The following is a 26,522-nucleotide window of genomic DNA, read 5'->3' as shown; positions in this document are numbered from 1 at the left end:
AGTCGCGGGTGCGAGCACTATCCGGGCGGGAAAGGCAGAGCGTCGTGCTGCTCAGCGAGCTTGCGGCCGCCAGCGGATGCTCGGCGGCGGCGATCAAGTACTACCGTCGCGAGGGACTGCTGCCGCCCGGGGAGCGGATCACCGCGACCCGTCAGGACTACGGCACCCGGCATGTGGAACGACTCGCCCTCATCCAGGTGCTGCGGGAGGTCGCCGATGCTCCGATCCCCGCGATCCGCAGGCTCACCGCGCTCCTTGATGATCCGTCAGTGCCCCTCATCCGGGCGCTCGAGGAGGCGCAGGCGATCGCCCTGGGCGACCTGGCGGCCGGAGGCCCGGCCGCTGGCGACCGTCCTGAGCACCCCACTGTCGCAGTATTGCTCGAGCGGATGGGCTGGCCGGACATCGGGTCGATCCCGCGCCGGGCTCTCGACGAGGTGTTGCACACTCTGGCGGCGTGGGAGATGCCCGATGGGATCGACACCGTCATGCGCTACGCGGTGCCGATGGCGGAGATCTCCCGCGGGGACGTCGCGTCCCTGCACAGAGGCTCTCTGCAGAGCACCGAAGACCCGGGCGCGGACGAGCCCGCGGAGGACGTCAAGGTCATGCGTGCTGTGGCCGGGACCATCGCCTTCGACCAGCTCATCCGGGCGCTGCGGGCGCTCGGCCACGTCTCGCTCAGCGTCACCGCCGATCGCAGCGCAGGACCCGAACAGCACTGACGGTGATCTGAGAAGTCACCGCAGCTTCGCGGTCACCTCGGCGGCTGCGGCGAGCACCCGCTCGACGAGGTCCTCGGACACCTCACCGGCGCCCGACGTCACCGAAGCGTCATCGGACCCGGCGCCGGCCCGGTCTGCACTGTCAGCGCTCGCACCGGCTTCTGCCTCGGTGCCGGCACCCGCCTCGGTGCCGGCCTGAGCACCGACCGCAGGGTCGGCGACGGAGAGCCCGATCGCGGCGATCGGACGGGAGAGGACGTCGTAGACCGGAGCGGCGAGCGTCGAGATCCCCGGCGTCACCTCACCGTGCTCGATCGCCCACCCGGCCCGCCTGGTCTGGGCGAGCAGAGCGCTCAGCTGTCTCAACGAACCCGGCCCGACCCCGGTGCGGGTGACGAACGACGACTCGGACTGGAACATCGCGAGCACCTCGGACTTCGGCAGCTGCGCGAGGATCGCCCGCCCCGTCGCCGTGAGGTAGCTCGGCATCCGCACGCCGGTCGCGGTGACCACGGCGACGGATCGCAGCGACTGCTCCTTGAGCACATAGACGGTCTCCCACCCGCGGATGATCGCCAGCTGCGCGGTCGCCGAGGTGTCCTCGGCCAACTGCCGCACGACCGGCTGCGCGAGGCGCTGCAGCGGGTTGGTCCGCAGGTACGAGCTGCCGAGCTCGTGGACTCCGGGACCGAGCACATACCCCGGTTCGGTGCGCACGACGAGCCCGAGCTCCTCGAGCACGGAGAGGAGTTCGTAGACGCTCGAGCGCGGGATCTCGAGGGCACGGACGAGCGCACCCGCGGAGATCGCGCGGTTCGATGAGGCCAAGTGCCTGAGGATCGCCACCGACCGTCGCAATGCAGGGACCTCCGCCATACCTCAGCTCGCCGCCGAGGCGTCGGCTGCGGACAGGGCGGACGCCGGGGTCCCCGGGGCCATGCCCAAGGCGGCGAACGCCTCGGCGTAGAGCCCGGGAATCGGCCCGAGCGCGGTGTGGACGCCGTCGCGGACGCGCACGACTCCCCCGCTCACGGTCATGTGGATGTCGGTTGCGGTCGCACTGAGCACGACCTGCTCGCCGAGCGAGCCGAAGGTGCGCATGCTGTCGGTGCGCACGGCGATGAAGTCGCACGCCTTCCCGACCGTGAGCTCGCCGACGGGCAGATCGAGGCTGCGTGCACCGCCGAGGGTGAGCGCGTCGATGAGCTCGGCCGGGGAGAAGCGACCGCGCTCACCGCTGCGCAGACGCTCACCGGCCTCGAGCCCCTGGGTCTCGCGCAGCGCATCGAGGACGACGTGCTGGTCGGAGCCGAGGGCGATCGTCGCTCCCGCCTCGGCGAGTTCGCGGGCCGGACCGATGCCGTCGGCGAGGTCGGCCTCCGTGCACGGGCACATGACGATCGTCGTCGCACCCTCCCCGAGCGTCGCGATGTCCGCATCGGTCAGGTGTGTGGCATGGACCGGGGAGAGCCGCTCCGTGACGACTCCGGCCCGGGCGAGCACCTGGGTCGGCGTCGTCCCGTAGGCGGCGATCGAGGCCTCGTTCTCCGCCGGTTGCTCCGAGAGGTGGACGTGGAGGGGTCCGGTGATCTCGGCGAACCGCGGCAGGTCGGAGGCGGGCACCGCCCGCACCGAGTGGATCGCGGCCCCGACGGTGACGAAGCTGTTGCCCGCGGCGTCGACGGGGAACTCCGCCGCGAAGTCCGATGCGAGGCGGGCGTGCCGGTCGAGGTAGTCCTCGATCGTGCCGTCGCCGAAGCGGGCCTGCTCGTCGGAGAGTTCGGTGCCGATGCCGCCGGTGAGGTAGCACGTGTCGAGGAGGCGGATCCGGATCCCCGCCGAGGCGGCCGCCCGTGCCAGCGCCCGCTCCATCGCGTGGGCCTCAGGGTAGGGGGTCCCGTCCGGGGCATGGTGGACGTAGTGGAATTCACCCACCGAGGTGTAGCCGCCGGCGAGCATCTCCGCGAAGACGGCGCGGGCGACGGTCTCGTAGCTCTCCGGGCTCAGGCGCCCGGCCACGGAATACATGACCTCGCGCCACGTCCAGAAGGTGCCGCCGTCGCCGTGGGTGCGTCCGCGCAGGATGCGATGGAAGGCGTGCGAGTGGGCGTTGACCCCTCCGGGCAGGGTGAGACCGCGAATGACCTCGGCATCGGCGGGCGCCTCCGCGACCCCTGTGTCGACCGAGGTGAGCGTGCCGGTCTCATCGGCGGTGAGGAGGACGCCGCTGGTGACCGCCCCGTCGACCCACGCGGATTCGCACCAGAAGCGGGTCATCGCGTGCCTCCTGTCGCCTGCACACCGAGGTCGTCGGCGGTCGCGACGCCGAGTTCGTTCTCGAGCACGGCAACGAGCGCGGAGACTCCGGCACGCGCGTCATCGTCCTCGCAGGCCTCCTCCGGCGCGTGGGAGACGCCGGTGGGGTTGCGGACGTAGAGCATCGCCGAGGGCACATGGGCGGCGAGGATCCCCGCGTCATGGCCGGCCCCCGAGGGCAGCATGGGCGATTCCGGCAGCACCGAGCGCAGACGGTCATTGAGGTCGGCGGTGAAGCGTGTTGTCGGCGAGTACGACTCCTGGGAGACGGTGACGCTCACCCCGGTGTCGGCGGCATGCTCCTGGGCACGGGCGGTGATCGCCGCGAGGACCTGCTCGACGACGGCATCGGACTCGTGCCGGATGTCGAGCCAGAAGCTCATGGCCGAGGCGATGACGTTCGTCCCGCCCGGGTGGATGAGGGTGCGCCCGACGGTGGCGACGGCTCTCGCGTCAGTGGCGGCCGCTATGGTCGGGATATCGCCGATCACTCGCGATGCGGCCACCACCGGATCGGCGCGGTGGCTCATCGGAGTCGTTCCGGCGTGATTGCCCTGACCGGCGAACGCGAGATGCCAGCGTCCGTGTCCGATGATGGAGGAGCCGATGGCCACAGCCTGATCAGTGCCCGCCAGCCCGATGCCCTGCTCGACGTGGAGTTCGATGAACGAGCCGATGCTCTGCAGGCGTGCGGGGTCGGTGCCGATGCGTGCGGGGTCGAGCCCGTAGCCGCGGGCGACGTCGGCGAACGTGTCCCCGTTCGCGTCGGTGAGCCCGAGCGCGCGGTCGGCGTCGATCGCCCCGGTGATGAGCCGCGACCCCAGGCAGGCGACACCGAAGCGCGAACCCTCCTCCTCGGGGAAGACGGCGAGCGCGAGCGGCCGGGTGGCGCGCTCGAGAACGCCCGAGTCCCGGAGGTCGTCGAAGGCCGCGAGCGCCGAGGCGACGCCGAGGGGACCGTCGAAGGCACCGCCGCCGGGAACGGAGTCGAGGTGGGATCCGGTGACGACGGCATTCGTCCGCCCCGCCATCGCGTCGCCTCCCGCCGCCGGGTCGTCGCCGGGCGTCGCGTTGGGCGTGTGCGCCCACGCCCACGTGATGCCGTTGGCGTCGATCTCGGTGTCGAGTCCGCGCCGTTCGGCCTCGGCGAGGAACCAGTCGCGCAGATCGCGTTCCGTCGCCGAGAACCCCGGCCGCTGGTAGCCCGGTCCCCGGGTGTCGCGGCCGGTGTCCTCGATCTGCCCGAGCAGGGAGACGACGTCGCTCATCTCAGCGGCCCTCTCCTGCGGTCTCGCCCGCGCTGCCGGCCTCGTCCGGGTGGTACTCGGTCGTCGCGGCGGCCGTGCCCGAGGCCTCGGCGGCGGCCTCGAGGTTGCCGAGCGCCGTGAAGTCGGGGTCGTCGACGGCCGGACCGCCGCCAGCAGGCTGCCAGGTGCCGGCGGCTGCGGTGACGGTGTGCGTGAGCGGGGTGACCGCCTCGGCGGCGGCGACGAGGGATCCGTCCTTGACCTTGGCGATCGTCTCAGCGAGCTCCGGGGAGAGGAAGCGGTCGGGTCCGGGACCGGGCACGGTCTCACGGATCGCTGCGATGACCGCTCCGGTCACCGGTGCCGGCTCGGCCCCGCGCATGTAGCACGCGCGGGAGGCGGCGTAGAGCTCGATGCCGATGACGCTGGCGAGGTTGTCGACGACCTTGCGCAGTTTGCGGGCGGCCGACCAGCCCATCGACACGTGGTCCTCCTGCATCGCCGAGGACGGGATCGAGTCGACCGAGGCGGGGGTCGCGTTGCGCTTGGCCTCGGAGACCATGGCCGCCTGCGTGTAGTGGGCGATCATCAGACCCGAGTCGACGCCGGCGTCGTCGGCGAGGAAAGGGGTGAGGTCCTGGTTGCGGGCGACGTCCATCATCCGGTCGGTGCGACGCTCGGCCATCGATGCGACGTCGGCGGCGACGATCGCGAGGAAGTCGAGGGCGTGGGCGAGCGGGGCGCCGTGGAAGTTGCCGTTCGAGGACACCATCCCGTTGGTGAGCACGACGGGGTTGTCGATCGCTGCCCGCAGTTCGCGTTCGGCGACCTGCGTGGCGAAGGCGAGCGCGTCACGGGCGGCGCCGTTGACCTGCGGGGCGCAGCGCATCGAGTAGGCGTCCTGGATGAGGTGCGTCGAGTCGCGGTGGCTGGCGGTGATGCCCGAGTCCTTGAGGGCGGCGAGCATGTTCGCCGCCGAGGCGGCCTGACCGTCGTGGGGGCGCAGCGCGTAGTGGAGCTCCGGGGCGAAGACCGCGTCGGTGCCGAAGAGTCCTTCGATGCTCATCGCCGCAGAGATGTCGACGGCGGTGAGCAGGCTCTCGAGGTCGGTCAGCGCCATGATGAGCATGCCGAGCATGCCATCGGTCCCGTTGACGAGGGCGAGGCCCTCCTTCTCGGCGAGGGTGACCGGGGTGATGCCCGCCGCGGCGAGGATCTCATCGGCGGGACCGGCGACACCGTCGGGGCCCTCGGCGACGCCTTCGCCCATGACGACGAGCGCGCACGCGGACAGGGGCGCGAGGTCGCCCGAGCAGCCGAGCGAGCCGTACTCGTGGACGACCGGGGTGATGCCGGCGTTGAGCATGTCGACGTAGGTCTGGAGCACCTCGGCGCGGACACCGGCGCGACCGGTGGCGAGCGTCCGGGCGCGCAGAAGCATGAGGGCACGCACGACTTCGCGTTCGACGGGTTCGCCGACGCCCGCGGCATGCGAGCGGATGAGGGACTTCTGCAGCTGCGTGCGCAGTTCGGCGGGGATGTGGCGCTGGGCGAGGGCTCCGAACCCGGTCGAGACACCGTAGACGGGCTTCGGGGCGGCGGCGAGCGCGTCGACGGCCTCGCGGTACTTCGCGACCCGGGCCAGGGTCCTCTCGCTCAGCGACACCTTCGCGTCGCCACGGGCCACGTCGACCACCTCGGCGAAGGTGAGGGTGTCGGGATCGAGATCGATGACAGCGGGCATCGGGAGCCTTTCTTCTGTGTCGGTCGGACCGGTCGGTCCTGCCGGGGTGGTCGAGTTGGTCGGGTTGGTCGAACTGGTCGGTGTGGTCGGGGTCGGGCCCGCAGAGCAGTGTAGGCGCTGCGGGCCCGGACGTTACAGGAGCAGGTGGGCGAGCGGGGCGGAGATGAGGATCGTGAGGACGACGCGTTCGAACCAGATGATGACGAGCGCGCCGACGGAGATCGGGATCTCGGTGGCGAGGATCGAGGGCACCATGGCGGAGAAGAAGATGATGCCGGCCACGGAGACGACGGCGATGACGAATCGCAGCACGAGGTCGTCGGAGCCGGCGACCTGGGTGGCGGGCAGGAACATCTCGACGAGCCCGAGAGCGGAGGCCTTGCCGGCGAGGATCGGGTCGGAGAGCTGCGTCACCCACGTGAAGGGGACGAAGATCCACCCGAGCCAGTCGAAGATCGGGGTGTACTTCGCCAGCAGCAGTCCGATGAGGCCGACGGAGAGGATCGAGGGCAGGATCGACGATGCCATGAGCAGGCCGTCGCGGAAGTTGATCCAGAGGTTCCGGCCCAGGCTCGGGGTCTCTGCCAGTGTCGCCTTCGCCTCCCGCCACGCGATGCGGAAACGGTGCTTGGTCACCTTCTCCTCGGGCTGCGGGGTCACCCCCGGGTAGTAGGTGTCCGGGATCCGCCGCAGCGGCGGGAGGTGGACGGTGATCGCGGTGACGACGAACGTGACGACGAGGGTGAAGAAGAAGTAGAGCAGCCAGTGGTCCATGAGGTCGAGCGTCTTCGCGACGACGATCATGAACGTCGCCGAGACCGTGGAGAACCCGGTGGCGATGATCGCGGCCTCCCGTGCGGTGTACTTGCCCTCCTTGTACACGCGGTTGGTGATGAGCAGACCGAGCGAGTAGCTGCCGACGAACGAGGCGACCGCGTCGATGGCCGAACGGCCCGGGGTCTTGAACACCGGGCGCATGATCGGCTGGACGAGGACGCCGATGAACTCCATGAGCCCGTACCCGACGAGGAGGGCCAGGAAGATCGCACCGACGGGGACGATGAGGCCGACGGGGATGACGAGCTTGTCCCAGAGGAAGGGCCCGATGTCCTCAGCGGCGAGCCAGGCCGGCGGGGCGGTGAGGATGAGGATCGCGACGACGAGTCCGACGACGCCGAGGACGGCGAAGATCCCCTTCGTCACCGAGGACTTCCATGTTCCCGTGACGAAGGGGCGGACGGCGCCGAGGAGGATGAGCGCGAGCACGATGAACGGTACGACGGGTCCGGCGAAGGTGCGGATCGCGGTGACGATGTGGTCGAGCGGGATCGTCGAGGTGCCGGCGATCGTCACGGGCACGAAGAACATGACGATCCCGATCGCACTGTAGGCGAAGAACCGCCAGGTGCCGGGCCGTTTCGTCGAAGTCTGTGCCTCTGTCGGGGTGTCCATGATTCTCCTTCGAATCGGGCTCAGTGCTGGGGCCGGTTGTCGGCGACGAGCTCGCCGCCTGCGAAGACGCGGTCGACGAGCTGGACACCGGGCCGGTAGGCGAGGTGTCGGTAGCTCGGGGCGTCGAGGACGACGAGGTCGGCCTGCGCTCCGGCGCCGAGGTGGCCGACGTCGCTGCGATCAAGAGCGTGGGCTCCGCCGGCGGTCGCCGCCCACACGGCCTGGTCGACGGTGAAGTGCATGTCCCGCACGGCCACGGCGATGCAGAAGGGCAGGCTGTTGGTGAAGCACGAGCCGGGGTTGCAGTCCGAGGCGATGGCCAGGCGCACCCCGGCGGCGAGGTAGCGGCGGGCGTCCGGGTAGGGCTGACGGGTGGAGAACTCGACGCCGGGCAGCAGGGTGACGACGGTGCCCGCCTCGGCGAGGACGGCGAGGTCCTCATCGGAGGCGAAGGTCGCGTGGTCGACGGAGGTGCAGCCGAGCGCGGCGCCGAGGCGCAGTGCCCCGCCCTGGGTGAGCTGGTTGGCGTGGAGGCGGGCCTTCATGCCCACGGACTTGCCCGCTTCGATGACGCGCCGGGTCTGGTCCTCGTCGAAGGCGCCCTCTTCGCAGAAGACGTCGATCCACTTCGCTTTGCCGACGGCGGCGGGGATGATCTCGTCGATGACGAGGGCGACGTAGGCCTCCGGGTCGGCTTTGTACTCCGGGGGAACGACGTGGGCGGCGATGAGCGTCGACTCCGGTGTGTGCCGCCCGATGATCTCGAGCGCGCGGATCTCGTCGTCGAGCGTGAGTCCGTAGCCGGACTTGATCTCGAACGTCGTCGTTCCCTGCCGGGTGGCCTGGTCCACGAGGTGGACGAGGTTGGCTTCAAGCTCCTCGTCGGTGGCGGCGCGGGTCGCGGCGACCGTCGTCGCGATCCCCCCGGCCGAGTACTTCTCACCGGCCATGCGCGCGGCGAACTCGGCGGAGCGGTCACCGGCGAAGACGAGGTGGTTGTGGCTGTCGACGAAGCCGGGGATGACGGCCTTCCCACCGAGGTCGATCGTCTCGACGGGGGCGTCGGGGGCAGCGAGCGTGAGCGAGTTCAGGGCGGCGTCCGCCTCGGCGGCGGGACCCGACCAGGCCACCTTCCCGTCGTCGATGATGAGCGCCGCGTCGGTGAGGGTGTGGAGATCGCCCGCGCCGAGGCTGGGGCGGGCCATGAGCTCGGTCGGATCCGAGTTGGTGACGAGTTCGCTGATGCCGGTGATGAGCTTCATCGCAGGGCCTTTCGGGTCGGGAACGCCGGAGTCCCACCGCCCCGCAGGCCGGTCGTCCGAGGGACGGCATGGCCGGCGGGGCGATGGGATCGACGGGTCACTGGGCGGCGGATTCCTCGTCGCGGACGTCGAGTTCGGGGATCATCGGGATGCGCATGCCGCGCTCCTCGGCGACCTCGACGGCCCGTTCGTAGCCGGCGTCGACGTGGCGGATGACGCCCATGCCCGAGTCGTTGGTGAGCAGGCGGGCGAGCTTCTTCGCCGCGAGCTCGGTGCCGTCGGCCACGGACACCTGACCGGCGTGGATGGAGCGGCCGATGCCGACGCCGCCGCCGTGGTGGATCGAGACCCAGGTCGCACCCGAGGAGGTGTTGACCAGGGCGTTGAGCAGCGGCCAGTCGGCCACGGCGTCGGTGCCGTCGAGCATCGACTCGGTCTCACGGTAGGGGCTGGCCACCGAGCCGGAGTCGAGGTGGTCGCGGCCGATGACGATCGGGGCGGAGACCTTGCCCTCGGCGACGAGCTGGTTGAACAGCAGGCCCGCCTTGTGGCGCTCCTTGTAGCCGAGCCAGCAGATGCGGGCAGGCAGGCCCTCGAACTCGACGTACTCGTGGGCGGCGTCGAGCCAGCGGTGGAGGGACTCGTTCTCGGGGAAGAGCTCCTTGAGCGCGGCGTCGGTGACCTCGATGTCCTTCGGGTCGCCGGAGAGCGCGACCCAGCGGAACGGTCCGAGTCCCTCGCAGAAGAGGGGGCGGATGTAGGCGGGGACGAAGCCGGGGAACTCGAAGGCCCGGTCGTAGCCGGCCTTGCGGGCCTCATCGCGGATCGAGTTGCCGTAGTCGAAGACCTCGGCACCGCGGTCCTGGAACTCGACCATGGCACGCACGTGCTTGGCCATGGCCTCCTCGGCGCGGAGCGTGAACTTCTCGGCGTCCTGCTCGGCCTCGGACTGCCAGTCCTCGAGGCTGACGCCGAGCGGGAGGTAGGAGAGCGGGTCGTGGGCGGAGGTCTGGTCGGTGACGATGTCGACCTCGGCGGCCTCATCGCGGTCGAGGATGAGCGGGAGGATCTCGGCGGCGTTGCCGACGAGTCCGACCGAGAGCGCCTGCTTGTTCCTCTTCGCCTCGATGACCTTGGCCAGTGCGGTGTCGAGGTCGGTCTCGACCTCGTCAAGGTAGCGCTTGGCCTGTCGGCGGTCGAGGCGGGTCTTGTCGACGTCGATGATGAGGCAGGCGCCGCCGTTGAGGGTGACGGCGAGCGGCTGGGCCCCGCCCATGCCGCCGCAGCCGGCGGTGATCGTCAGGGTTCCCGCGAGCGTCCCGTCGAAGCGCTTGCGGGCGATCGCGGCGAAGGTCTCGTACGTGCCCTGGAGGATGCCCTGGGTGGCGATGTAGATCCACGAGCCTGCGGTCATCTGGCCGTACATTATCAGGCCCTCGGCTTCGAGTGCGCGGAAGTGCTCCCAGTTCGCCCAGTCGCCGACGAGGTTGGAGTTGGCGATGAGGACGCGCGGCGCCCATTCGTTGGTGCGCAGCACTCCGACGGGCTTGCCCGACTGGATGAGAAGGGTCTCGTCGTCCTCGAGGTCGTCGAGGGTGCGCACGATCGCGTCGTAGGCCTCCCACGAGCGGGCGGCGCGGCCGGTGCCGCCGTAGACGACGAGGTCCTCGGGACGTTCGGCGACCTCTGGGTCGAGGTTGTTCATGAGCATCCGCTTCGCGGCCTCGGTCTGCCAGTTCTTCGCGGTGATCTCGGTGCCGCGATCGGCGCGGATGACCCGGCTGGGGTCGTGCTGGGTGAAGGTCGGCTTCGTCGCCGAGGTGGTCGCCCCGCTGTTCTCGGTCGTGGCGGTCATGTGGCTCCCTTTCGTTCCGTCCCCTCCTGCTGCGTGATGCCGCAGGTGGGGCCGCTGCTGTGTGCGATCTGAGCGGTTCGGCCTGTCCGACTGAGTGGAAGGCGGCCTGCTGCCCGTCCGTGGCCGGTCGATGTGTCGCCTGCCGTGGAATCGTCTCTGTCTACACACACCATTGTGTCCGTTGGGAGCCGGAGCGGAAGTGGCCCGGATCAAGTTCTGTCCGAAATTTCGGACAGCACGTGATCCGGGCCCAGCGGAGCGGGTCGCTCAGAACCGGGTGATGATCGAGCGGATGACCTCGCCGCTCTTGAGCTTCGCGTAGGCCTCGTCGACCTCGTCGAGGGAGATCTCCTGGCTGATGAGATCGTCGAGGTTGAGTCGGCCCTGCATGTAGAGGTCGGCGTACATGGGGATGTCGCGTTTGAGGTTGGTCGAGCCCATCGAGACTCCCTGGACGCTGGCGTGGGAGACGAGCGCCGCGAGTGAGGTGTCGAGGGTGACGGTGGCATCGGGCTTCGCGATCCCGATGAGATAGGCGTGCCCGCCGACCTTGCGCAGGGCGATCGCCTGCTCCTGGGTCGCCGGCAGGCCGATGACCTCGAAGGCGTGGTCGACGCCGCCCCCGGTGATCTCCCGAACGGCTGCGACGGCGTCGACGCTCGCGGAATTGATGACATCGGTGGCGCCGAAGCGTTTCGCCACCTCGAGTTTGTCGTCGATGATGTCGATGGCGATGACCGTGCTCGCTCCGGCGAGCAGGGCTCCGGAGATGACGTTGAGTCCGACTCCGCCGGTGCCGATGACGGCGACGGAGTCACCGACCCTCACCCCGGCGGTGTTGATCGCCGATCCGGCCCCGGTGACGACCGCGCAGCCGAGGATAGCCGCCTGCGGGAAGGGGATGTCGGCACGGACGACCGCGAGCTGGTTCTCGTGGACGAGGGCCTGCTCGGCGAATCCGCCGAGTGCCCATCCCTGCGCCAGCGGCGTTCCGTCCTCGGCGCTCAGCCGGGGAGGAGAGTCAGGGCCGCGCAGCGTCGCCTGCGGGTTCGGGCATTCGTAGGTGCGACCGGACAGGCAGGTGGTGCAGGCACCGCAGAACTGGATGAGACAGCCGACGACATGGTCGCCGACGGCGATGGTGCTCACCTCCGGGCCGACGGCTGTGACGACGCCGGCGATCTCATGGCCGAAGACTCCCGGAAAGCCGAAACCGTAGCCGCTTTCGACGATGTGGAGGTCGGAGTGGCAGAGCCCTGAGGCTCGGACGTCGATGAGGACTTCGCGGTCGAGGGGGTCGGCGATCGAGATCTCCTTCGTCGTGAAGGGCGATCCGACCTGTTCGGACACTGATGCGCGCATAGCTGCTCCTTTGCAATCCCATGAAGTGGTGTCGACCAGCGGCACAGTCCCGACTGGCCCCGGACACCGGAGAGCGATCACTGCGAAGGAACGACGATCACAGAGAGATCAGTGATCGAACCATCGGCACCCACGTTGAGCGTACGCCCGTTAAGAAACGGTGTCGAGGGGTCGACAGCCACCCGCCACCAGCCTCTTTGCGCTGGTCAGCAGGCTGACCTGCCGATTCTCGAGAGCGGCGGGAAGGCCACCGGAAACCGTCCCGAGCCCGTCCGACCGACGCCCACTGCCCGGTCCCGCTCACATCGTCACGGAGGAGAGGATCATCGAGACGAGCGTGGCGACGACGACGGAGTTGAAGGCGAAGGCGACGATGACGTTCGTGCGCACGAGCGTCCAGCCGGCCCGGGTGATCGCCTTGCCGGGCAGGGCCGCGGTCATCGTCGAGGAGAGCACGGAGAACGTCAGGTAATCGCCGAACGTTCGGTTCCCGCCCATGTCGAACTCGAGCTGGCGGGCCCCAGCGCTGCCGCCTTCGCGGAGGTCAAGACGCATGTACTCGAGCGCGAACGAGTAGACCATGACCGCCCAGGACGCGACGACGTTGGCCAACCCGAGCACCGCGGCCATGCCGCTGCGGGCCTCGTCGCCGACGGTGATGAGGTAGAGGTTGAGGAGGATCGCGACCGAGGCGGCGATGATCGTCCACGACACAGCTCCCCCGCTGCTCAAGAGGATCGAGATCCACCGGCGTCGGCGCGCGATCGCCCACCGCGAGTGGACGACGAGTTCGGTCTCGGTGAGGTCCTTGAGCCCGGCATGGGTCCACAGCAGGTAGACGAGTGCGTAGACGGGCCAGCCGATGAGGAAGATCTCGATGAGCCGCTGCGTCGCATCCGTGAGCTGGGAGTCGTGCGACCCGAGCGGGGTGAGGCCGAACCCGAGGACGACGACGGTCCCGACGACGACGGCGGGCAGGATGCTCACGTTCGAGCGTGCGTCGTCGGAGATCGTGATCATCTGACTGTGACGGGGTCTCATCGTCGGCATCTCTCCGGCTCTCGCGTCGCTGGTCTCCTTCCCGCTCACCCTAGCCGAGGCCGACGGCCCCTCCCGGGTGCGCGGTCGACCCGTGTGCCGGATCGGGCGACCCCGTCACCCCGGTGCGAGTCCCGCCCACGGGCGGAGCAGTTCGACGGCTGCGGCGACGTCGAAGACGCTGCGGTCGGCGAAGGGATGTCCGACGATCTGGACGCCGGTGGGGATGCCGCAGTCGGCCATACCCGAGGGCACGTTGACGATGGGCACCCGGTTGCAGATGTTGAACGGCATCGTCATGTGCGCCTGCCAGTAGTGCTCGAGCCGGGCCCCAGCCCCGGTGCCCTCCCGACCGATGCCGTCGGCGCCGATCCGGATCCCGTCGAGGTAGCTCGCCCCCGCAAGCAGTCCTGCCACCGCCGAGGTGGGGGCGAGCAGAACGTCGAACCCGGCCATCGCGGTGGCGAGTTCGGCCTGGATCTCGGCCTCCATGACGAGGCCGTCGTAGAGGGACCGGCGGGCGGCGCCCGCCTCGGCGTCGGCCATGAACCGCCTCGTGTAGTCGGCGAGGGAATCCTCGTTGCCTCGGGTGGCCGCCCTCATCGCGGGGGCGAGGATGGTGCCGAAGTGAGTGAAGGCGGTCTCGAAGATCCGCTCGGCCGTCCACGGCAGTTCGATCTCGGCGACCTCGGCCTCGGCGAAGGCGAGGGCCGAGGCGACGGCTCCGGTGTTGCGGATGATGTCGTCGCCGACGGGGAAGTCCCCGAGCCGCAGGCACACGGCCACGCGTTTGCCCTTGAGGCTTTCGACCACCTCGGCGGGGGTGCGGTCGAATCCGGCGAGGAAATGGGGTGAGTCGATCGACGACGGATCGGTCGAGTCGAGACCGACCATGACCCGGGCGAGGAGCGCGGTGTCGGCGACGGTGCGGGCCATCGGCCCGTCCCCGCGGTACCAGTCGGCCGACAGCGGGGGCTCGCCGGGAATCCGACCGTAGGGGGCTTTGAACCCGACGGTGCCGGTGAACGCGGCGGGCAGCCTCGTCGATCCGGCGATGTCCGAGGCCGTGGCCAGGGGCCCGAAGCCTGCGGCGAGCGCGGCACCCGACCCGCCGGAGGACCCGCCCGGGGACAGCTCCGGGTTCCACGGGTTGCGGGTCACGCCCCACATCGGCGAGTGCGTGATCGTTGCGCAGCTGAACTCCGGCGTCGTCGCCCGGGCGTGGATGTAGCCGCCGGCGTCGCGGATGCGGCGGATGACGGCGGCGTCGCGGTGGGCGACGGCGAAGCGGTTGTGGAGCAGCCCCTGGGTGAGCGTGTGCCCGGCGAGCGCGTGCTTCTCCTTGGCGATGACGGGCAGGCCCGCGAGCGGACGCATCGCGAGGATCTCGTCGAGTTCGTCCTCCCGGGTCTTCGTGTAGAACCGTTCCGCGTCCCTCGCCGAGGCGGTCGCCTCCGGGAGGACCTCCGTGAGAGCGCCGAGGTCGTCGTCCCTGTCCTCGATGCGCGCGGTGAGCGCCTCGAGGTACTCGACCGGGGAGAGGTCTCTGGTCCGGAAGCGCGCGAGCACCTCGGTCGCCGACAACGCCCAGAGCTCGGTGGCCGCGCTCATGCGCTCAGACCTGACATCGCACCCTCCTCGGTGACGCGCAGCCGGGAGACGATGATGCCGCTACACTGCCGACTATGCACGATGATGTCATCATTCTCGCCGGTCCGCCCGGCGCTGGGAAGTCGACGACGGCGCGGGCGCTGGCCGCCGAGTTCGCTCTCTCCGTCCACCTGCACACCGACGACTTCTGGCACTTCATCGCTGCGGGATCGATCCCGCCCTATCTGCCGGAATCGGACCGACAGAATCAGACGGTGATGACCGTCATCGCCTCGGCGGCGGGCATCTACGCCCGGGGAGGGTACACCGTCATCGTCGATGGGATCGTCGGTCCGTGGATGCTCGATCACTTCCGGGGGCTGGCCCGCGAACCGGAGGCGCCGACCATCCACTACTGCCTGCTCCGACCTCGGCGGGAGGTCGCTCTTGCTCGGGCGACGGCCCGCACCGGTCCGAACGACCTCACTGACAACGGGCCGATCACGGCGATGTGGGACCAGTTCGCCCACCTCGGCGAGCTCGAGCCCCACGCGATCGACAGCAGCGATCAGACGAGGGAGGAGACGCTGTCCGCCGTCCTCGACGGCATCGCCGCACAGCGGTTCCGCCTTCCCTGAGCCGACGTCCGGTGCCACCGTCTGCCGGCCCTCACCCCGCCTCGACCCACTCCCTCAGCTTCGTCAGGCCCTCGACGATGTCGTCCTCCCCGATGCCCGAGTAGGCGAGGCGGATGTACTTCCGGTCCTCGCCGGGCAGCGGGCGCCCGAAGTGCTCGCGGGTGCAGAAGGAGACGCCGGTGGCGTGGAGGGCCTCGGTGGAAAAGTCGGACAGGGTCGCGATCCCCTTCGCCGCCATCGCCTCGGTGGCGTCGGGGAAGATGTAGAACGTCGACTCGGGGACGGCGACCTCCATGCCGGGGATCGCGTTGATGAGCGTGCATGCGGCATCCCGGCGGGCCCGGAGGACGTCGAGCATCTCCGCGACCCCGCCCTGCGGACCCTGGAGTGCCGAGATCCCCGCCCACTGGACGTAGTGGGTCGTGCACGATTCGTCGTTGGTGTTCATCGTCGAGATCGCCTCGGCGATCTCCTTCGGGGCGACCGCACACCCGAGCCGCGACCCGGTCATCGCGAACTTCTTCGAAAACGTGTAGAGGATGACGGTGCGCTCGCGCATGCCCGGCAGGGTCGCGATCGACGTCGACTCCCCGCCGTAGCGCATCTCGAAGTACGCCTCGTCGGAGAGCACCCAGAGGTTGTGCTCCTGGGCGATCTGCGCGATCGCCTCCCGCTCCTCGGCCGTCGATTCCGCGGAGATCGGGTTCTGCAGATCGTTGTAGATGATCGCCACGGTCGTCTCGTCGATCGAGTCCCGCAGCCGGTCGAGATCGATGGCGAATCCGTCCTCGGTCGGCACGTACCCGTAGGGCAGGCCCCTGCCGCCGAGGTATTCGATCTGGGATTCGTAGATCGGGAACCCGGGGTTGGGGTAGAGCACGGACTGACCGGGGTCCATGACGGCCTGGAGGAACTTCGTGATCACGGGCTTGCCGCCGGTCGTGACGACCACCTCGGCGGGGTCGATGTCGATGCCGCGGCGCGACCCGATGTCCTCGGCGAGCGCTGCCCGCAGTTCGGGGATCCCCGGACCCGGGCAGTACCCGGTCTTCCCGTCCGCGATCGCCCGGTTCATCGCCTCGACGATGTGCGGGGCCATCGGAAAGTCGAGGTCGCCGAGGTGGAACGGATAGACCCGGTTCCCCTGCGCCCTCCAGTCCGCGGCCGCCTGCGCGACACGGAACGCGGTCTCCGTGCCCAGGTCGGACAGTCGCTTGGCAGTCTTCATCGGCGGCTCCTTCGTGTGCCCCCGGCACCGGCGCCGAGGTGGTGGTGCAGCTGGCAGGAGGAGGCGCTCCGCACGGGCGGAGCGCCAACCTACCCCACACGATAATCGACGGCGTCAAGGGCGGCTGTCGAGTCCCGGCCGGCTCACTCGGTGACGCCGATGAAGACCTTCCGGGTCGGTTCGAGCGTGACCCACCGGCCGGAGAAGCCCTGCGGGATGGTGAACGCGTCTCCGGGGCCGTACTCGAAGCGCTGCGTGCCGTCGCTGCTCTCGACGGCGACCCTGCCGGAGACGATGACGCAGAACTCCCGGTAGGGCCACGAGTCGAATTCGACCCAGCCGGGTTCGCCCACCCATCGGCCTGCCACCGTCGACGGGCCGGTCTCGACCTGGAACTCCGTCTCCGACCAGCCCTCCGAGTGCGCGTCGTAGTCGCTCAGCGCCGGGGTGACGGCCCGGTTCGGGTGCTCGGTAAGCATCTGGACGGTGTCCGCTGCGCTCATCGCTGCTCCTTCGTGTTCGTCGCCGGCGCCTGGGCGCCGTCTCGTCCGGCCGCGATGAAGCGGTCGAGGACGTTGCGGGTGATGATCGTGACGAACGGGTCGTTCGCTTCGAGTCCGTAGGGCCAGTCGGTCGTCCCGGCGCAGAACACCTCACCGTCGCCGCGGGTGAAGGTCACGACCATGGACGATCCGTAGCCGGGCCCCTGGTGGTGGGGTGGGATGCCGTCGGGGTAGATTCCGGCGTAGAGGTCGGCGAGTTCGGCGGCGGGTGCCCCGATCGGCACGCGACCGGACCAGCGGTCCTCTCCCCCGGAGACCGCAGGCGCCATGGCGATGATCTCGAGGTCCTCGGGGGCGCCGTCGGCGCCGGTGGCATAGGGCAGTCCGTGACGGAACGTGTAGTCGCAGCCGTCGACTTCGAACGCGGCGATGCACAGCGGCGCCTGGCCGAACACGTCGCCGTAGTAGAGGTCCGTGCCGGTGAGCGCCCAGTGGTTCTCGCGGTAGACGGTGTATCCGCCGCTGCCGCGCGGCACCGCCGAGGCGTAGCGGATGTAGGCACCGCCGAGGCCGGTCAGGCCCATCGTCTCAGCGCCGGGCCGACCGATCTCCGGGGCATCCCAGGCCGTGGTCAGGCGGGTCGGGTCGGTGGCGCGGATCGGGTCGGCGCTCGGGTCCTTGAAGCAGGTCTGCACACCGGCGTCGAGGTCGAGGCGGACCTGCCACACGTAGTTGCCGCCGAAGCGGGCGAGGTGCCCGCCGGCGTCGACGTAGGCGTCGAGGGTGTCGCGCATCTCCCACGACCAGTACTCGTCGTGGCCGACGATGACGACGACCGGCGCCCCGTCGAGGCAGTCGGGTTCGGCGTGGAGTTCGTTCTGGGTGAGGTGGCCGACGCGGTAGCCCTGCTCCTCGGCCCAGATCGTGAACGGGCGTTCGTAGTTCGCCCACCCGGCGTCGTTGTGGTGGCGGGAGTATCCGCGCTGCCACGCCCATTCGTACGTCGGGTGCCGCGGCTCCCAGCCGATCGGGACGCTGAGATCGGTGTGCGCGTTGCGCGGGGCCCCGACCGGTTTGCGCAGCATCCCGCGGGCGATGGGCCTGTGCATCGACGAGTACGGCGAGGGGATGTCGTTGCGGTCGCCGTCGGGCAGGCCCCGGTAGTGGTTGCCGCCGCCCCAGTCGTTGTAGGCGAGCATCGTCGAGGTGGCGTGGACGAGGACGATGTCGACATCGGCGGGGTTGTCGGGGCGGACGATGAAGAACGACTCCTGCTCGATCTCCCGCCCGTGGTCGTCCTGGGTGCGGAAGACGACGAGGTGGTAGCCGGGAGTGAAGTCCTCACCGAGGTCGATCGTCAGGCAGCTCGACCACCCGCAGCCGGTCGCGTACGCATCGGCGGGGGTCTCCTGCCGCGTGCCCGGCACCCCGGTCGCCGTGAAAACGGTCTCGGGTCGGGCGCCCTCGCGGATGATCTCGACGTCGAAGGTCTCAGCGGTCGTGTGCACCCGGAGGTCGACCTGCTCTCCCTGCCGGTAGGCGAAGCGGTCGGTGTAGCCCCACAGCTCGGTGGTCTCAGGGTACTCTCCGGGGCGTTCGACGAGGCCTCTCGGGGTCGACCAGGCGTAGTCGGTGCGAGTGTTCATCATCCTTCTCTCTCTGTGCTGCGGTGATGGTCGGGGGTCGGGGTCTCGGGTCGAGGGTCGGGGCGATCGGCGGCGTCCGCCTCGGCGAGGTCGGGGTGAACGGCACGGACGGTCGCACTGGCGGGATCAACCTCGGCGGGGCCGGTCGTCTCGGCACCGAGGGTGGCCAGCGTCGCCCGTCCGGGGTGGACCCTCCGTGCCCGGAGGAGGCCGTAGGCTCCGGCGAGGACGAGCGGGGCGATGACGCACGCGTTGCCCGCGGGACCGAGGCCGGTGAGCGCTCCCATCTGCGCGATGAGGAGGACGAGGGCGACGGTGACGAGGACGGCGATGATCGTCGGGGTGTTCGTCCACGTGACGATCTGCGTATACGGATCGGCGCCGACGGCTGCGAAGATGACGAGCGCGATGAGGACGAGGCCGGCTTGGACGAAGTTCGCCGTGAGCGGGCTGCCCGAGGTCGCCAGCCGGGAGAGCCCTCCCGGCAGCAGTCCGCCGCGGGCGAGGTTGACGAGGTAGCGGGCGGACGTGTTCTGCAGGGCGATGACGCCGGCGATGAAGCTCGTGACGACGAGGATGAGCATGACGGCTGTCGCCGCGGGGCCGACGAATTCGTCGTTGAGGGTGAAGACGAGTTCGGACGGGTCGCCTGCGAGGAGGGCGGTGACGCGCGACTGCCCGGCGGCCTGGAGGATCACCCACGCGCCGAAGGTGTAGCCGACGAGCAGGATCGCGACGGCGAGGTAGGTCGCTCGCGGGATCGTGCGGTTCGGGGCCCGCGTCTCGGTGCGGTAGACCGTGGTCTGCTCGAAGCCGACGAAGGCGGTGAAGGTGAGGACGAAGACTCCCGGCAGCGCAGCGCTCACCCACTTCTCGGGAGCGAAGGCCGCAAGCGTGAGCCCTTCGTACCCGCCCTGGATGAGGACGGCGACGGCGAAGACGGCGAGGATCGCGCATTCGGCGACGAGGAGCACGGCCACGGTGGCCGCCCCCACCCCTACCCGTCGGAGTCCGAGGGTGAGGACGAGGACGGTGATGACGACGGCGATCGGCAACCAGTGGAGACGGATTCCGGTGAGGGTCTCGATCGTGAAGGAGGCGAAGACCGACGCCGAGGCGGTGAAGCCGATCTGTCCGCCGAGGTAGCCGACGTAGGCGATCATGCCCGCCACCGATCCGGTGCGGGCGCCGAGACCGGCGGCGATGTAGGTGAGGAACGCGCCGCCGCCGGGGACGTGGCGGGCGATCGTCGTGTAGCCGACGGCGAAGAGGAGGTAGACGAGCCCGGGGTAGAGGAATCCGAGGACGATCGCGTCCCCGCCGGCGAGCATGCCGAGGGGAACGAAGCCGGCGAGGATCGTCAGCGGTGCGGCTGCCGCGAGGACGAAGAAGACGAGCCCCGGGGTGCCGATGCCCCGTCGGCTCGAGGGACTGGTTGTCTCGGTGGGCGCAGAGGGTGCCACATTGCATCCCTTCGTAGGAGGTGACGCCGAGGCGGTCGCAACCGGAGCGACCGCCGCTCGAATTAATCTATTGGTCGATAGATTAATGTGTAACCTATCATCCGATAGGCTGTTTGTGAATCATTTTTTTCGGGAGGCGATGATGGCGAGGCCGCGCAGTGTCGACGTCAATGGCGACACGAGGGAGCGGATCCTCTCCGAGGCCGCCCGACTGTTCTCCGAGCTGGGATACCAGGGCGCGAGCACTCGGGCGATCACCGAGGCGGTGGGGATCAAGCAGCCGTCCCTGTTCCACTACTTCGCCGGCAAAGAGGCGATCGGCCAGGAGCTCATCGACCGGCGGGTGACGATGTCACCCCTGCTCAGCGACCGCTTCGACCACACCCCGGACGACCCCGCGCTCGACCTCTTCCGCCTCATCCGCGACGAGACGGCGCTCGAGCTGACGATGTCGCTCGACACGAGGTGGCTCTTCCGGCTCCCTCCTGCGACCGCGGAGCTCTTCCCCCGATGGGAGACCGCCGTCGAGGTGGCGCGCGCGACGACTGCGGCCATCATCCGACGCGGCATCGAGTCCGGAGAATTCACCGCCGAGCATCCCCGTGCCGTCCTCGAGATCTTCGATGCCGTGGCGAACGAGTCGATGTTCTGGTCCCACGACGATCACGGTGTCCCGCCGGATACGATCGCCGAGGTGCTGCTGCGTCTCGTCATCACCGACGCGAGCACGATCGCCGCCGTCGTCGAGCGGGCCAACGAGGCCGGGTCGACCCGCGAGGCCGTGTGACCTCAGTCCTCGCTCGGGGCGATGAAGAGCTTCCGCAGCGGAGCGTCGTCGATGTACCAGCGGGTCTTCATCCCGTCTTCGAGGCGGACGAGACTGCCGGGTGAGAGCTCGACGGGCCCGCACGCGGGGTCGTCGAACTCGATGCGTCCGGTTCCGGCGATGACGAGGAAGGCTTCGTCGCCTTCGATGTCGCGCATCGCGCCGGTGCTCATCTCCCACAGTCCATAGTCGACGCCGCCGATGGTGCCGAGCTCGGCGAAGGCCGTCGTCGCGGTCCCGGCAGGCTCGTCGAGGCGCTGCCAGTCCTCGATGGGCTCGTGCTCGAGAGGGAGGGTGCGGGTGTCGATCGGCTCCGTTGCGCTCATGGCCACAGTGTAATCACACGATCACGGATTCCGGGGACAATCTCGGCGATTTCATATGCCAATACACGTACGGACAACCATTTACATCGTCAATGGGCATGGGATAGAACTGGATTCGTACGGTCGCAGACAGCGCCGTACCCCTGCGACTAGGAGATGTCCTGTGAGCTACCTCGACGGTGAGGCCTCGTTCTGGTTGGCCCAGTCCCCGGCCGAGCCCATCGATTCCCCTCTGCCGACGACCAAGCAGGACCTCGTCATCGTCGGCGGGGGCATGACCGGGCTGTGGTCGGCGTACTGCGCCCGGCAGGCGCACCCGGACTGGTCGATCACGGTCATCGAGGCGCGCACCGTCGGCTACGGCGCTTCGGGACGCAACGGCGGGTGGCTCTCGACGCTCATGCCCGGCAATCGCGCCCGCTTCGCCGAGGCGGTCGACTTCGCCCTCGCTACCGACCCGCACGGACCGGTCGGCTCGGCGGGGGTCTCCGGCCTCGAGTCCGTCCGGGCGTTCCAGTCGGCGCTCTTCGACTCGATCGACGAGGTCCTCGAGACGCTCGAGACCGAGGGCATCGACGCGCAGCAGGTCCGCGGCGGACACATCGACATCGCACAATCCGAGGCGGGGATGGCCCGGGTGCGCGAGCTCGTCGACGCCAACCGCGAGTACGGCTACGGGCCGGATGACATGGAGGTCCTCGATGCCGAGCAGACGCGGGCGCGGATCAACGTCGACAATGCCCACGGCAGCGTCTTCGTCCCGGCCACCGCGCGCGTCGATCCAGCGCTCCTCGTCGAGGGGCTCGCGCGCGTGCTGCGTGATCAGGGCGTGACGATCTGCGAAGGCACGAAGGCCGGGCACGTCGGCACGAGCACCGTCGTCACCGATCGCGGACCGGTGCACGGGGAGACGATCTTCGTCTGCCTCGAAGGGTATTCGGACACGGTGTCCGGAAACCTGCCGGGGCTCGAGGGTCGGCAGGTCATCCCCGTGTTCTCGTCGATGATCGCGACCGCTCCCCTGCCGGCCGCGGCGTGGGAGGAGATCGGCTGGGAAGGCCGCGAGTGCCTCGGCGATGCCGCGCACACGTTCATCTACGCCCAGCGCACGGCCGATGATCGGATCGCGCTCGGCGGGCGGGGTGCGCCGTACGCGTTCAACTCGGGTCTGCCCGGTGATGGTCGCGTCCCCGCCGAGGTGGTCGACCTCCTCCGCACGCGCCTGTCCTCGCTCTTCCCGAGCCTCGACTTCGAGGTCGCCCACGCGTGGCGGGGCGCGCTCGGGGTGACGAGGGACTGGTGCGCCGGCATCTTCTTCGATCCCGAGCAGCGCATCGGCGTGGCGCGCGGGTATGCCGGGCACGGGGTGACGGCGACACACCTGGCGGCGAAGACCCTGCTCGATCGAGCAGGCGGGACTCCGACTCCCCTGACCGCGCTGCCGTGGAACGACCACGTCTCCGGGCAGTGGGAGCCGGAGCCGATCCGCTGGCTCGGCATCCGGTCGATGTACCGGATCTTCAACCTCGCCGATGAGTGGGAGCGCGCCACGGGAGCGACGAAGACGAGCCTGCTCGCCCGCTTCGGGGCGCGGCTCGCCGGCCTCGCGGAGTAGGTCGCGCCAGGCACACGTGGTGCCCGGCTGCCCGTCTCCTGGGCGTTCTAGACAGGTTCTCAGGCCGAAAACCTGCCCATTTCGTCCAGGAGACGGGCAGCCGGAGACCTCGCGCCCTCATCTGACACACTCGAGATGTCCTCACGACTCTCGAGACACCCCGACCGCACTCGAGACACCCCGACGAAGGAGCGCACCCGTGACCGACCCGTACCGGCGCATCTCCCCGATGGCGCAGACCTACCCTGCCTCGGACATCCGGAAGATGTTCAACCTCGCGCTCGACTTTCCCGACGCCGTCAAGCTCACGGTCGGCGAACCGGACTTCCCCACGCCTGAGCACATCAAGGCCGCAGGCATCCGCGCGATCGAGAACGACGCGACGAAGTATGTCGCCAACGCGGGGCTGCCCGGACTGCGGGAGGCGATCGCCGGGAAGTACTCCACGCGGTGGAATCGCGAGATCGGCATCGACAATGTCATGGTCACCTTCGGGGCGATGGAAGCGCTCACCCTCTCCCTCGACACGACGATCTCCCCGGGGCAGGAGGTCATCATCGCCGACCCCTGCTTTCCGAACTATCTCGGACAGATCCACCGCCTCGGCGCCGTTGCCGTTCCGGTGTCCGTGCGGGAGGAGTCGGGGTTCAAGGTCCGTGCCGACGACGTCCGGGCCGCAGTCACCGAGAAGACGGCGGCGATCATCCTCAACAGCCCGGCCAATCCGCTCGGGTCGATCATCGATCGCGAGGACCTTGAGCTGATCGCCGATCTCGCCGACGAGTTCGGATTCACGATCATCTCCGACGAGGTCTATGACGAGATCGTCTTCGACGACTCGACGTTCACCTCCATCGCCGAGGTGCGACCCGGGTTCGATCGGTTCCTCGTCGTCGGCAGCTTCTCGAAGACCTATGCGATGACGGGCTGGCGGTGCGGCTTCGTCATTGCTCCGGCCGAGTTCATCCCGCCGATGCCTCTGCTCCAGGAGGGTCTGACGTCGAGCCTGCCCGGGTTCGTCCAGGAGGCGGCGATCGCCGCGATCACGGGCCCTCAGTCGGTCGTCGGGGAGATGGTGCAGTCCTACGCCGAACGCCGCGACCTCATCGTCGACCGGCTCAACGCCATCGACGGCATCAGCGTGCTCCGCCCCGAGGCGACGTTCTATGCGTTCGCCAACGTCAAGGACTGGGGGCTGACGTCGTGGGAGGTCGCAACCCAGCTGCTCGAGAAGCACGATCTCGCGACGATCCCCGGTTCCGCGTTCGGCCCTGAGGGTGAGGGGTATCTGCGCCTGACCTTCGCGGTGTCCCCGGAGACGATCATCGAGGCGTGCCGCCGGCTGGAGGCATTCGCCGCGACCCGCTGACCCCAAGCCGGTGAGCGCACCCCGCTGAGCCTGACCCGCTGAACGCTGTCCGCTGGGTCCGTCCGCCGGACATCGTCCGGACACAGCAGAGGCGGGTACAGCACGATCGTGCACCCGCCTCTGTGTCATCCGGTCAACCGCGGAGAGCACGATTGCCGGGGTCTATCGCCGACGCTCAGGCGCGCCGGAGTTCCTGCGACCGATCAGTGACGACGGTCGGTGACATCCTTTGCGGTGTCCTTGAGCTTCTCTCCGGCCTGCTTGGTGCCGGCGGCAGCCTGATCGGCCTTGCCTTCGGCCTGCATCTGCTCGTTGCCGATGGCCTTGCCGGTGGCGTCCTTGGCCTTGCCCTTGAGTTCCTGGGCCTTGTTGTCGAACTTGTCCTTCATGCTCACGGCATGCTCCTTTTCTCTGGGTGTATGCGTGCTGATCTGGTCAGTTGAGGGCTGACCAGCGTTCCGTCAGGCGGTCTTGGCTCCGCGGTTCTTCGTGATGAGACCCCAGACGAACGCGAAGACGATCGCACCGATCACAGCGATGAAGAACGAGCCCCACGACCAGGGATCCGAGAACACAGCGCCGATGCCCTTGCCGCCGAACAGTCCGAAGAGGAGTCCGCCGACGAAGGCGCCGATGACTCCGAGGATGATCGTGCTGATCCATCCTCCGGCCTGCTTACCCGGGAGGATGAGCTTCGCGAGGGCGCCCGCGAGCAGCCCGACGATGATCCAACCGATGACAACCATGATTTCAGTCCCTTCGATTCAGTCACCCAGCGCGTGCGCCATCTGCGCACGTCAGTCGGTTCCATCTATACAGACGTTCAGAGACTACAAACCTCACGCACGATTCGCAAGGATTTTTGCCGGATCGTGTCCCAAGTGATGTTGTCGTTTCGAATCATGGAACTCAGGCGACGAAAAGTGGATGAAGCCTCACTTCGCCGAGGTGAGAGCCGTGTTCCAGCTTCCGTAGAACTTTCGCACGGCGGCAGCCGAGGGCACCGTTCCTTTGTGTTCGGCGGCGTAGTTCCCGTACTCCTTGTAGGTCGCCGCGACTCCGCGGGATTCGCAGTCGGCGAGGAAGGCGGTGATCGCCGAATCGTAAGCGGCGGCATCGAATCGCAGTTGACCCTTCGCTCGCCCCACACTGCTCGTCGCCAGCCCGGCGGCCGTGAGAGCGGCGTTCCATGATCCGAACCGCTGCACTGCCGTTTGGCTGGTCGGCGGCCACGTGCTCGCCCCCTTGGTCGAACCCACCCCGAGGTGGTCGAGCACAGCCGTACGCGCCAGGTCGTACTTCGCGGCGGTGAGGCTCGGCTTCTCTCCACGGTTGCGGATGAACCGGATGGCGGAGGCCACCTCGTCGACGGTGTCGGCGATCAACGTGGGGGAATCGGAGAACTGGGCCTGCAGGACTGCCTCGACTCCGGCGATGATGTCCTTGTCGCCTCGGCCGAGCGGCCTCGTCGGATTCCGCGGAGGAGCGGCGTTGAGCAGATCGACCGTGCGCGCGGTCGCGAGCAGCAGCGCACCGAGAATCGCGGGAGACGAGATGTGGGACCGATCGGAGGCTTCATTCACGCCTTTCATCCTACGGTGGCACTATCGTTGTCGTCATGAGGATGGCCCACGAACTCACCGTCGAGGATCTCGCTGCACGCGTCTTCAGCGATCTGCAGGACTTCGTCGCCGAGTCGTCATTCGGGTGGGGCGAGCTGCGCGGCGAATAGTCACGCGTGAGCGATTTCGTGGCTATGCTCCGATCATGGACGCCACCGAACGCACATCCGCCGACGAGGCGATCGAGTGGGCGAAGACATCCCAGACCCCTCCAGCACGACTCACCGAGGTCTTCGCCATCATCAACGGACAGGGCAAACGCAAGGAATCCATCCTCATCGCCCAATACGACCGCAGACCGCCGTTACCGCCGGGAGTCGAGCGCGAACCCTGGTACTCCGAGTCGTCGCTGACGCTGCGGTCATGACCCGATCACCGCGCCTGAGAGACGACCAGGTCATGGAGCGCATCGTCCGGCCCGCCGTCGATCGCATCCTCCGCGACGGCGAGCTCGACCGTCTCGACATCATCGAGGGCCGCAGCCGCAACCTCATCGACGTGCGCATCACGGTCGGCGACGAAGTCTTCACCCTTCCGGTGACGGTTCCCCGCGCCGATGACGACGAGGAGATAGCCGAGATGGCCCAGCACTTCTTCGACATGCTCCAGGACTTCGTCGCGGAGTCCTCCTTCGCATGGGGTGAACTCCGCGGGCAGTGACCATGAACCGTGTCACCGGGCAGTGAGAGGATGGG

At 68.9% G+C, this 26,522-nt stretch carries 25 protein-coding genes; 7 read left to right on the top strand and 18 right to left on the bottom strand.

Annotated features, from left to right (window positions below):
- The first annotated feature begins 44 nt into the window (after positions 1-44).
- Positions 45-725, top strand: a complete 681-nt coding sequence (locus tag ACQ1RG_RS05805) for a MerR family transcriptional regulator (RefSeq protein ID WP_430600685.1) — start codon at positions 45-47, stop codon at positions 723-725.
- A 15-nt stretch (positions 726-740) separates the two neighbouring features.
- Here the strand turns inward: ACQ1RG_RS05805 and ACQ1RG_RS05800 are convergent, their stop codons facing one another.
- The 10 genes from ACQ1RG_RS05800 to ACQ1RG_RS05755 all read right to left on the bottom strand — a co-directional run bounded on the left by ACQ1RG_RS05800 (position 741) and on the right by ACQ1RG_RS05755 (position 14,612).
- Positions 741-1,553, bottom strand: a complete 813-nt coding sequence (locus tag ACQ1RG_RS05800) for an IclR family transcriptional regulator (RefSeq protein ID WP_430600684.1) — start codon at positions 1,551-1,553, stop codon at positions 741-743.
- 51 nt (positions 1,554-1,604) lie between these two features.
- On the bottom strand, positions 1,605-3,002 hold the full coding sequence (locus ACQ1RG_RS05795; protein ID WP_259787104.1) for a formimidoylglutamate deiminase: 1,398 nt from the start codon (positions 3,000-3,002) through the stop codon (positions 1,605-1,607).
- Positions 2,999-4,309 carry an allantoate amidohydrolase gene (locus ACQ1RG_RS05790; RefSeq protein WP_430600683.1) on the bottom strand — a complete coding sequence of 437 codons (1,311 nt, stop codon included), beginning with the start codon at positions 4,307-4,309 and terminating at the stop codon, positions 2,999-3,001. The genes ACQ1RG_RS05795 and ACQ1RG_RS05790 overlap by 4 nt, the downstream gene beginning before the upstream one ends.
- A 1-nt stretch (position 4,310) precedes the next feature.
- Complete coding sequence (hutH, locus tag ACQ1RG_RS05785; RefSeq protein ID WP_430600681.1) at positions 4,311-6,032, bottom strand: histidine ammonia-lyase; 1,722 nt, start codon at positions 6,030-6,032, stop codon at positions 4,311-4,313.
- Between the two features lie 132 nt (positions 6,033-6,164).
- Entirely contained in the window at positions 6,165-7,484 is a 1,320-nt protein-coding gene (locus ACQ1RG_RS05780) for a YjiH family protein (protein ID WP_430600680.1), read from the bottom strand.
- Between the two features lie 20 nt (positions 7,485-7,504).
- Positions 7,505-8,746, bottom strand: coding sequence for an imidazolonepropionase (gene hutI / locus ACQ1RG_RS05775; protein ID WP_430600679.1), 1,242 nt, complete (start codon positions 8,744-8,746; stop codon positions 7,505-7,507).
- A gap of 97 nt (positions 8,747-8,843) precedes the next feature.
- Entirely contained in the window at positions 8,844-10,601 is a 1,758-nt protein-coding gene (gene hutU, locus ACQ1RG_RS05770) for a urocanate hydratase (RefSeq protein WP_430600677.1), read from the bottom strand.
- A gap of 267 nt (positions 10,602-10,868) precedes the next feature.
- Positions 10,869-11,963, bottom strand: a complete 1,095-nt coding sequence (locus tag ACQ1RG_RS05765; protein WP_167560250.1) for a zinc-binding dehydrogenase — start codon at positions 11,961-11,963, stop codon at positions 10,869-10,871.
- Between the two features lie 300 nt (positions 11,964-12,263).
- Complete coding sequence (locus ACQ1RG_RS05760) at positions 12,264-12,983, bottom strand: DUF1345 domain-containing protein (RefSeq protein ID WP_095375173.1); 720 nt, start codon at positions 12,981-12,983, stop codon at positions 12,264-12,266.
- Positions 12,984-13,118: 135 nt separating this feature from the next.
- Entirely contained in the window at positions 13,119-14,612 is a 1,494-nt protein-coding gene (locus ACQ1RG_RS05755) for an amidase (RefSeq protein ID WP_430600676.1), read from the bottom strand.
- 74 nt (positions 14,613-14,686) lie between these two features.
- Between ACQ1RG_RS05755 and ACQ1RG_RS05750 the strand changes: the two genes are divergently transcribed.
- Positions 14,687-15,229, top strand: a complete 543-nt coding sequence (locus ACQ1RG_RS05750; protein WP_430600674.1) for an AAA family ATPase — start codon at positions 14,687-14,689, stop codon at positions 15,227-15,229.
- Between the two features lie 31 nt (positions 15,230-15,260).
- Here the strand turns inward: ACQ1RG_RS05750 and ACQ1RG_RS05745 are convergent, their stop codons facing one another.
- The 4 genes from ACQ1RG_RS05745 to ACQ1RG_RS05730 form a co-directional block, all read right to left on the bottom strand.
- Positions 15,261-16,457, bottom strand: a complete 1,197-nt coding sequence (locus tag ACQ1RG_RS05745) for a pyridoxal phosphate-dependent aminotransferase (protein WP_009377546.1) — start codon at positions 16,455-16,457, stop codon at positions 15,261-15,263.
- 143 nt (positions 16,458-16,600) lie between these two features.
- Positions 16,601-16,960 (bottom strand): cupin domain-containing protein, encoded by a 360-nt coding sequence (locus ACQ1RG_RS05740; RefSeq protein ID WP_009377547.1) that lies wholly within the window; start codon positions 16,958-16,960, stop codon positions 16,601-16,603.
- Complete coding sequence (locus ACQ1RG_RS05735) at positions 16,957-18,606, bottom strand: N,N-dimethylformamidase beta subunit family domain-containing protein (RefSeq protein WP_009377548.1); 1,650 nt, start codon at positions 18,604-18,606, stop codon at positions 16,957-16,959. Before ACQ1RG_RS05735 ends, ACQ1RG_RS05740 begins: the two co-directional genes overlap by 4 nt.
- Entirely contained in the window at positions 18,606-20,069 is a 1,464-nt protein-coding gene (locus tag ACQ1RG_RS05730) for an APC family permease (RefSeq protein ID WP_430600672.1), read from the bottom strand. Before ACQ1RG_RS05730 ends, ACQ1RG_RS05735 begins: the two co-directional genes overlap by 1 nt.
- Before the next feature lie 115 nt (positions 20,070-20,184).
- Here ACQ1RG_RS05730 and ACQ1RG_RS05725 point away from each other — a divergent pair, with 115 nt between their 5' ends.
- A complete protein-coding gene (locus ACQ1RG_RS05725; RefSeq protein ID WP_430600671.1) occupies positions 20,185-20,856 on the top strand; it encodes a TetR/AcrR family transcriptional regulator in 672 nt (223 codons plus the stop codon).
- A 2-nt stretch (positions 20,857-20,858) separates the two neighbouring features.
- Here ACQ1RG_RS05725 and ACQ1RG_RS05720 read toward each other — a convergent pair whose 3' ends face one another.
- Positions 20,859-21,221: a cupin domain-containing protein gene (locus tag ACQ1RG_RS05720; protein ID WP_430600669.1), complete on the bottom strand. Its 363-nt coding sequence runs from the start codon at positions 21,219-21,221 to the stop codon at positions 20,859-20,861.
- A 163-nt stretch (positions 21,222-21,384) separates the two neighbouring features.
- On the opposite strand from ACQ1RG_RS05720, the gene ACQ1RG_RS05715 reads away from it, so the two are divergent.
- Both ACQ1RG_RS05715 and ACQ1RG_RS05710 read left to right on the top strand, forming a co-directional pair.
- Positions 21,385-22,836 (top strand): NAD(P)/FAD-dependent oxidoreductase, encoded by a 1,452-nt coding sequence (locus tag ACQ1RG_RS05715; protein ID WP_430600668.1) that lies wholly within the window; start codon positions 21,385-21,387, stop codon positions 22,834-22,836.
- A 199-nt stretch (positions 22,837-23,035) separates the two neighbouring features.
- Positions 23,036-24,205 (top strand): pyridoxal phosphate-dependent aminotransferase, encoded by a 1,170-nt coding sequence (locus tag ACQ1RG_RS05710; RefSeq protein ID WP_430600667.1) that lies wholly within the window; start codon positions 23,036-23,038, stop codon positions 24,203-24,205.
- Between the two features lie 203 nt (positions 24,206-24,408).
- Here the strand turns inward: ACQ1RG_RS05710 and ACQ1RG_RS05705 are convergent, their stop codons facing one another.
- The 3 genes from ACQ1RG_RS05705 to ACQ1RG_RS05695 all read right to left on the bottom strand — a co-directional run bounded on the left by ACQ1RG_RS05705 (position 24,409) and on the right by ACQ1RG_RS05695 (position 25,797).
- Positions 24,409-24,594 carry a CsbD family protein gene (locus tag ACQ1RG_RS05705; protein WP_009377555.1) on the bottom strand — a complete coding sequence of 62 codons (186 nt, stop codon included), beginning with the start codon at positions 24,592-24,594 and terminating at the stop codon, positions 24,409-24,411.
- Positions 24,595-24,666: 72 nt separating this feature from the next.
- Positions 24,667-24,951 carry a GlsB/YeaQ/YmgE family stress response membrane protein gene (locus tag ACQ1RG_RS05700; protein WP_009377556.1) on the bottom strand — a complete coding sequence of 95 codons (285 nt, stop codon included), beginning with the start codon at positions 24,949-24,951 and terminating at the stop codon, positions 24,667-24,669.
- Positions 24,952-25,140: 189 nt separating this feature from the next.
- The gene (locus ACQ1RG_RS05695) at positions 25,141-25,797 is read right to left on the bottom strand and encodes a homing endonuclease associated repeat-containing protein (protein ID WP_430600666.1); all 657 of its coding nucleotides are present in this window, start codon (positions 25,795-25,797) and stop codon (positions 25,141-25,143) included.
- Between the two features lie 175 nt (positions 25,798-25,972).
- On the opposite strand from ACQ1RG_RS05695, the gene ACQ1RG_RS05690 reads away from it, so the two are divergent.
- Positions 25,973-26,194 (top strand): hypothetical protein, encoded by a 222-nt coding sequence (locus tag ACQ1RG_RS05690; RefSeq protein WP_430600665.1) that lies wholly within the window; start codon positions 25,973-25,975, stop codon positions 26,192-26,194.
- Entirely contained in the window at positions 26,191-26,487 is a 297-nt protein-coding gene (locus ACQ1RG_RS05685) for a hypothetical protein (RefSeq protein WP_430600663.1), read from the top strand. Before ACQ1RG_RS05690 ends, ACQ1RG_RS05685 begins: the two co-directional genes overlap by 4 nt.
- Positions 26,488-26,522: the final 35 nt, after the last annotated feature.

It is taken from the genome of Brevibacterium sp. K72 (assembly GCF_050562175.1).
In the GTDB taxonomy this organism is placed as follows: domain Bacteria; phylum Actinomycetota; class Actinomycetes; order Actinomycetales; family Brevibacteriaceae; genus Brevibacterium; species Brevibacterium casei.
This window is presented reverse-complemented; position numbering and strand designations above follow the sequence as displayed.

Coding starts and splice junctions, on each gene's coding strand:
- ACQ1RG_RS05690 (WP_430600665.1), top strand. CDS start 25,973: ATGGACGCCACCGAACGCACATCCGCCGACGAGGCGATCGAGTGGGCG.
- ACQ1RG_RS05760 (WP_095375173.1), bottom strand. CDS start 12,983: ATGATCACGATCTCCGACGACGCACGCTCGAACGTGAGCATCCTGCCC.
- hutI (WP_430600679.1), bottom strand. CDS start 8,746: ATGAAGCTCATCACCGGCATCAGCGAACTCGTCACCAACTCGGATCCG.
- ACQ1RG_RS05745 (WP_009377546.1), bottom strand. CDS start 16,457: ATGAAGACTGCCAAGCGACTGTCCGACCTGGGCACGGAGACCGCGTTC.
- ACQ1RG_RS05755 (WP_430600676.1), bottom strand. CDS start 14,612: ATGAGCGCGGCCACCGAGCTCTGGGCGTTGTCGGCGACCGAGGTGCTC.
- ACQ1RG_RS05685 (WP_430600663.1), top strand. CDS start 26,191: ATGACCCGATCACCGCGCCTGAGAGACGACCAGGTCATGGAGCGCATC.
- ACQ1RG_RS05720 (WP_430600669.1), bottom strand. CDS start 21,221: ATGAGCGCAACGGAGCCGATCGACACCCGCACCCTCCCTCTCGAGCAC.
- ACQ1RG_RS05740 (WP_009377547.1), bottom strand. CDS start 16,960: ATGAGCGCAGCGGACACCGTCCAGATGCTTACCGAGCACCCGAACCGG.
- ACQ1RG_RS05700 (WP_009377556.1), bottom strand. CDS start 24,951: ATGGTTGTCATCGGTTGGATCATCGTCGGGCTGCTCGCGGGCGCCCTC.
- ACQ1RG_RS05705 (WP_009377555.1), bottom strand. CDS start 24,594: ATGAAGGACAAGTTCGACAACAAGGCCCAGGAACTCAAGGGCAAGGCC.
- ACQ1RG_RS05795 (WP_259787104.1), bottom strand. CDS start 3,002: ATGACCCGCTTCTGGTGCGAATCCGCGTGGGTCGACGGGGCGGTCACC.
- ACQ1RG_RS05735 (WP_009377548.1), bottom strand. CDS start 18,606: ATGAACACTCGCACCGACTACGCCTGGTCGACCCCGAGAGGCCTCGTC.
- ACQ1RG_RS05765 (WP_167560250.1), bottom strand. CDS start 11,963: ATGCGCGCATCAGTGTCCGAACAGGTCGGATCGCCCTTCACGACGAAG.
- ACQ1RG_RS05790 (WP_430600683.1), bottom strand. CDS start 4,309: ATGAGCGACGTCGTCTCCCTGCTCGGGCAGATCGAGGACACCGGCCGC.
- ACQ1RG_RS05750 (WP_430600674.1), top strand. CDS start 14,687: ATGCACGATGATGTCATCATTCTCGCCGGTCCGCCCGGCGCTGGGAAG.
- hutU (WP_430600677.1), bottom strand. CDS start 10,601: ATGACCGCCACGACCGAGAACAGCGGGGCGACCACCTCGGCGACGAAG.
- ACQ1RG_RS05780 (WP_430600680.1), bottom strand. CDS start 7,484: ATGGACACCCCGACAGAGGCACAGACTTCGACGAAACGGCCCGGCACC.
- hutH (WP_430600681.1), bottom strand. CDS start 6,032: ATGCCCGCTGTCATCGATCTCGATCCCGACACCCTCACCTTCGCCGAG.
- ACQ1RG_RS05695 (WP_430600666.1), bottom strand. CDS start 25,797: ATGAAAGGCGTGAATGAAGCCTCCGATCGGTCCCACATCTCGTCTCCC.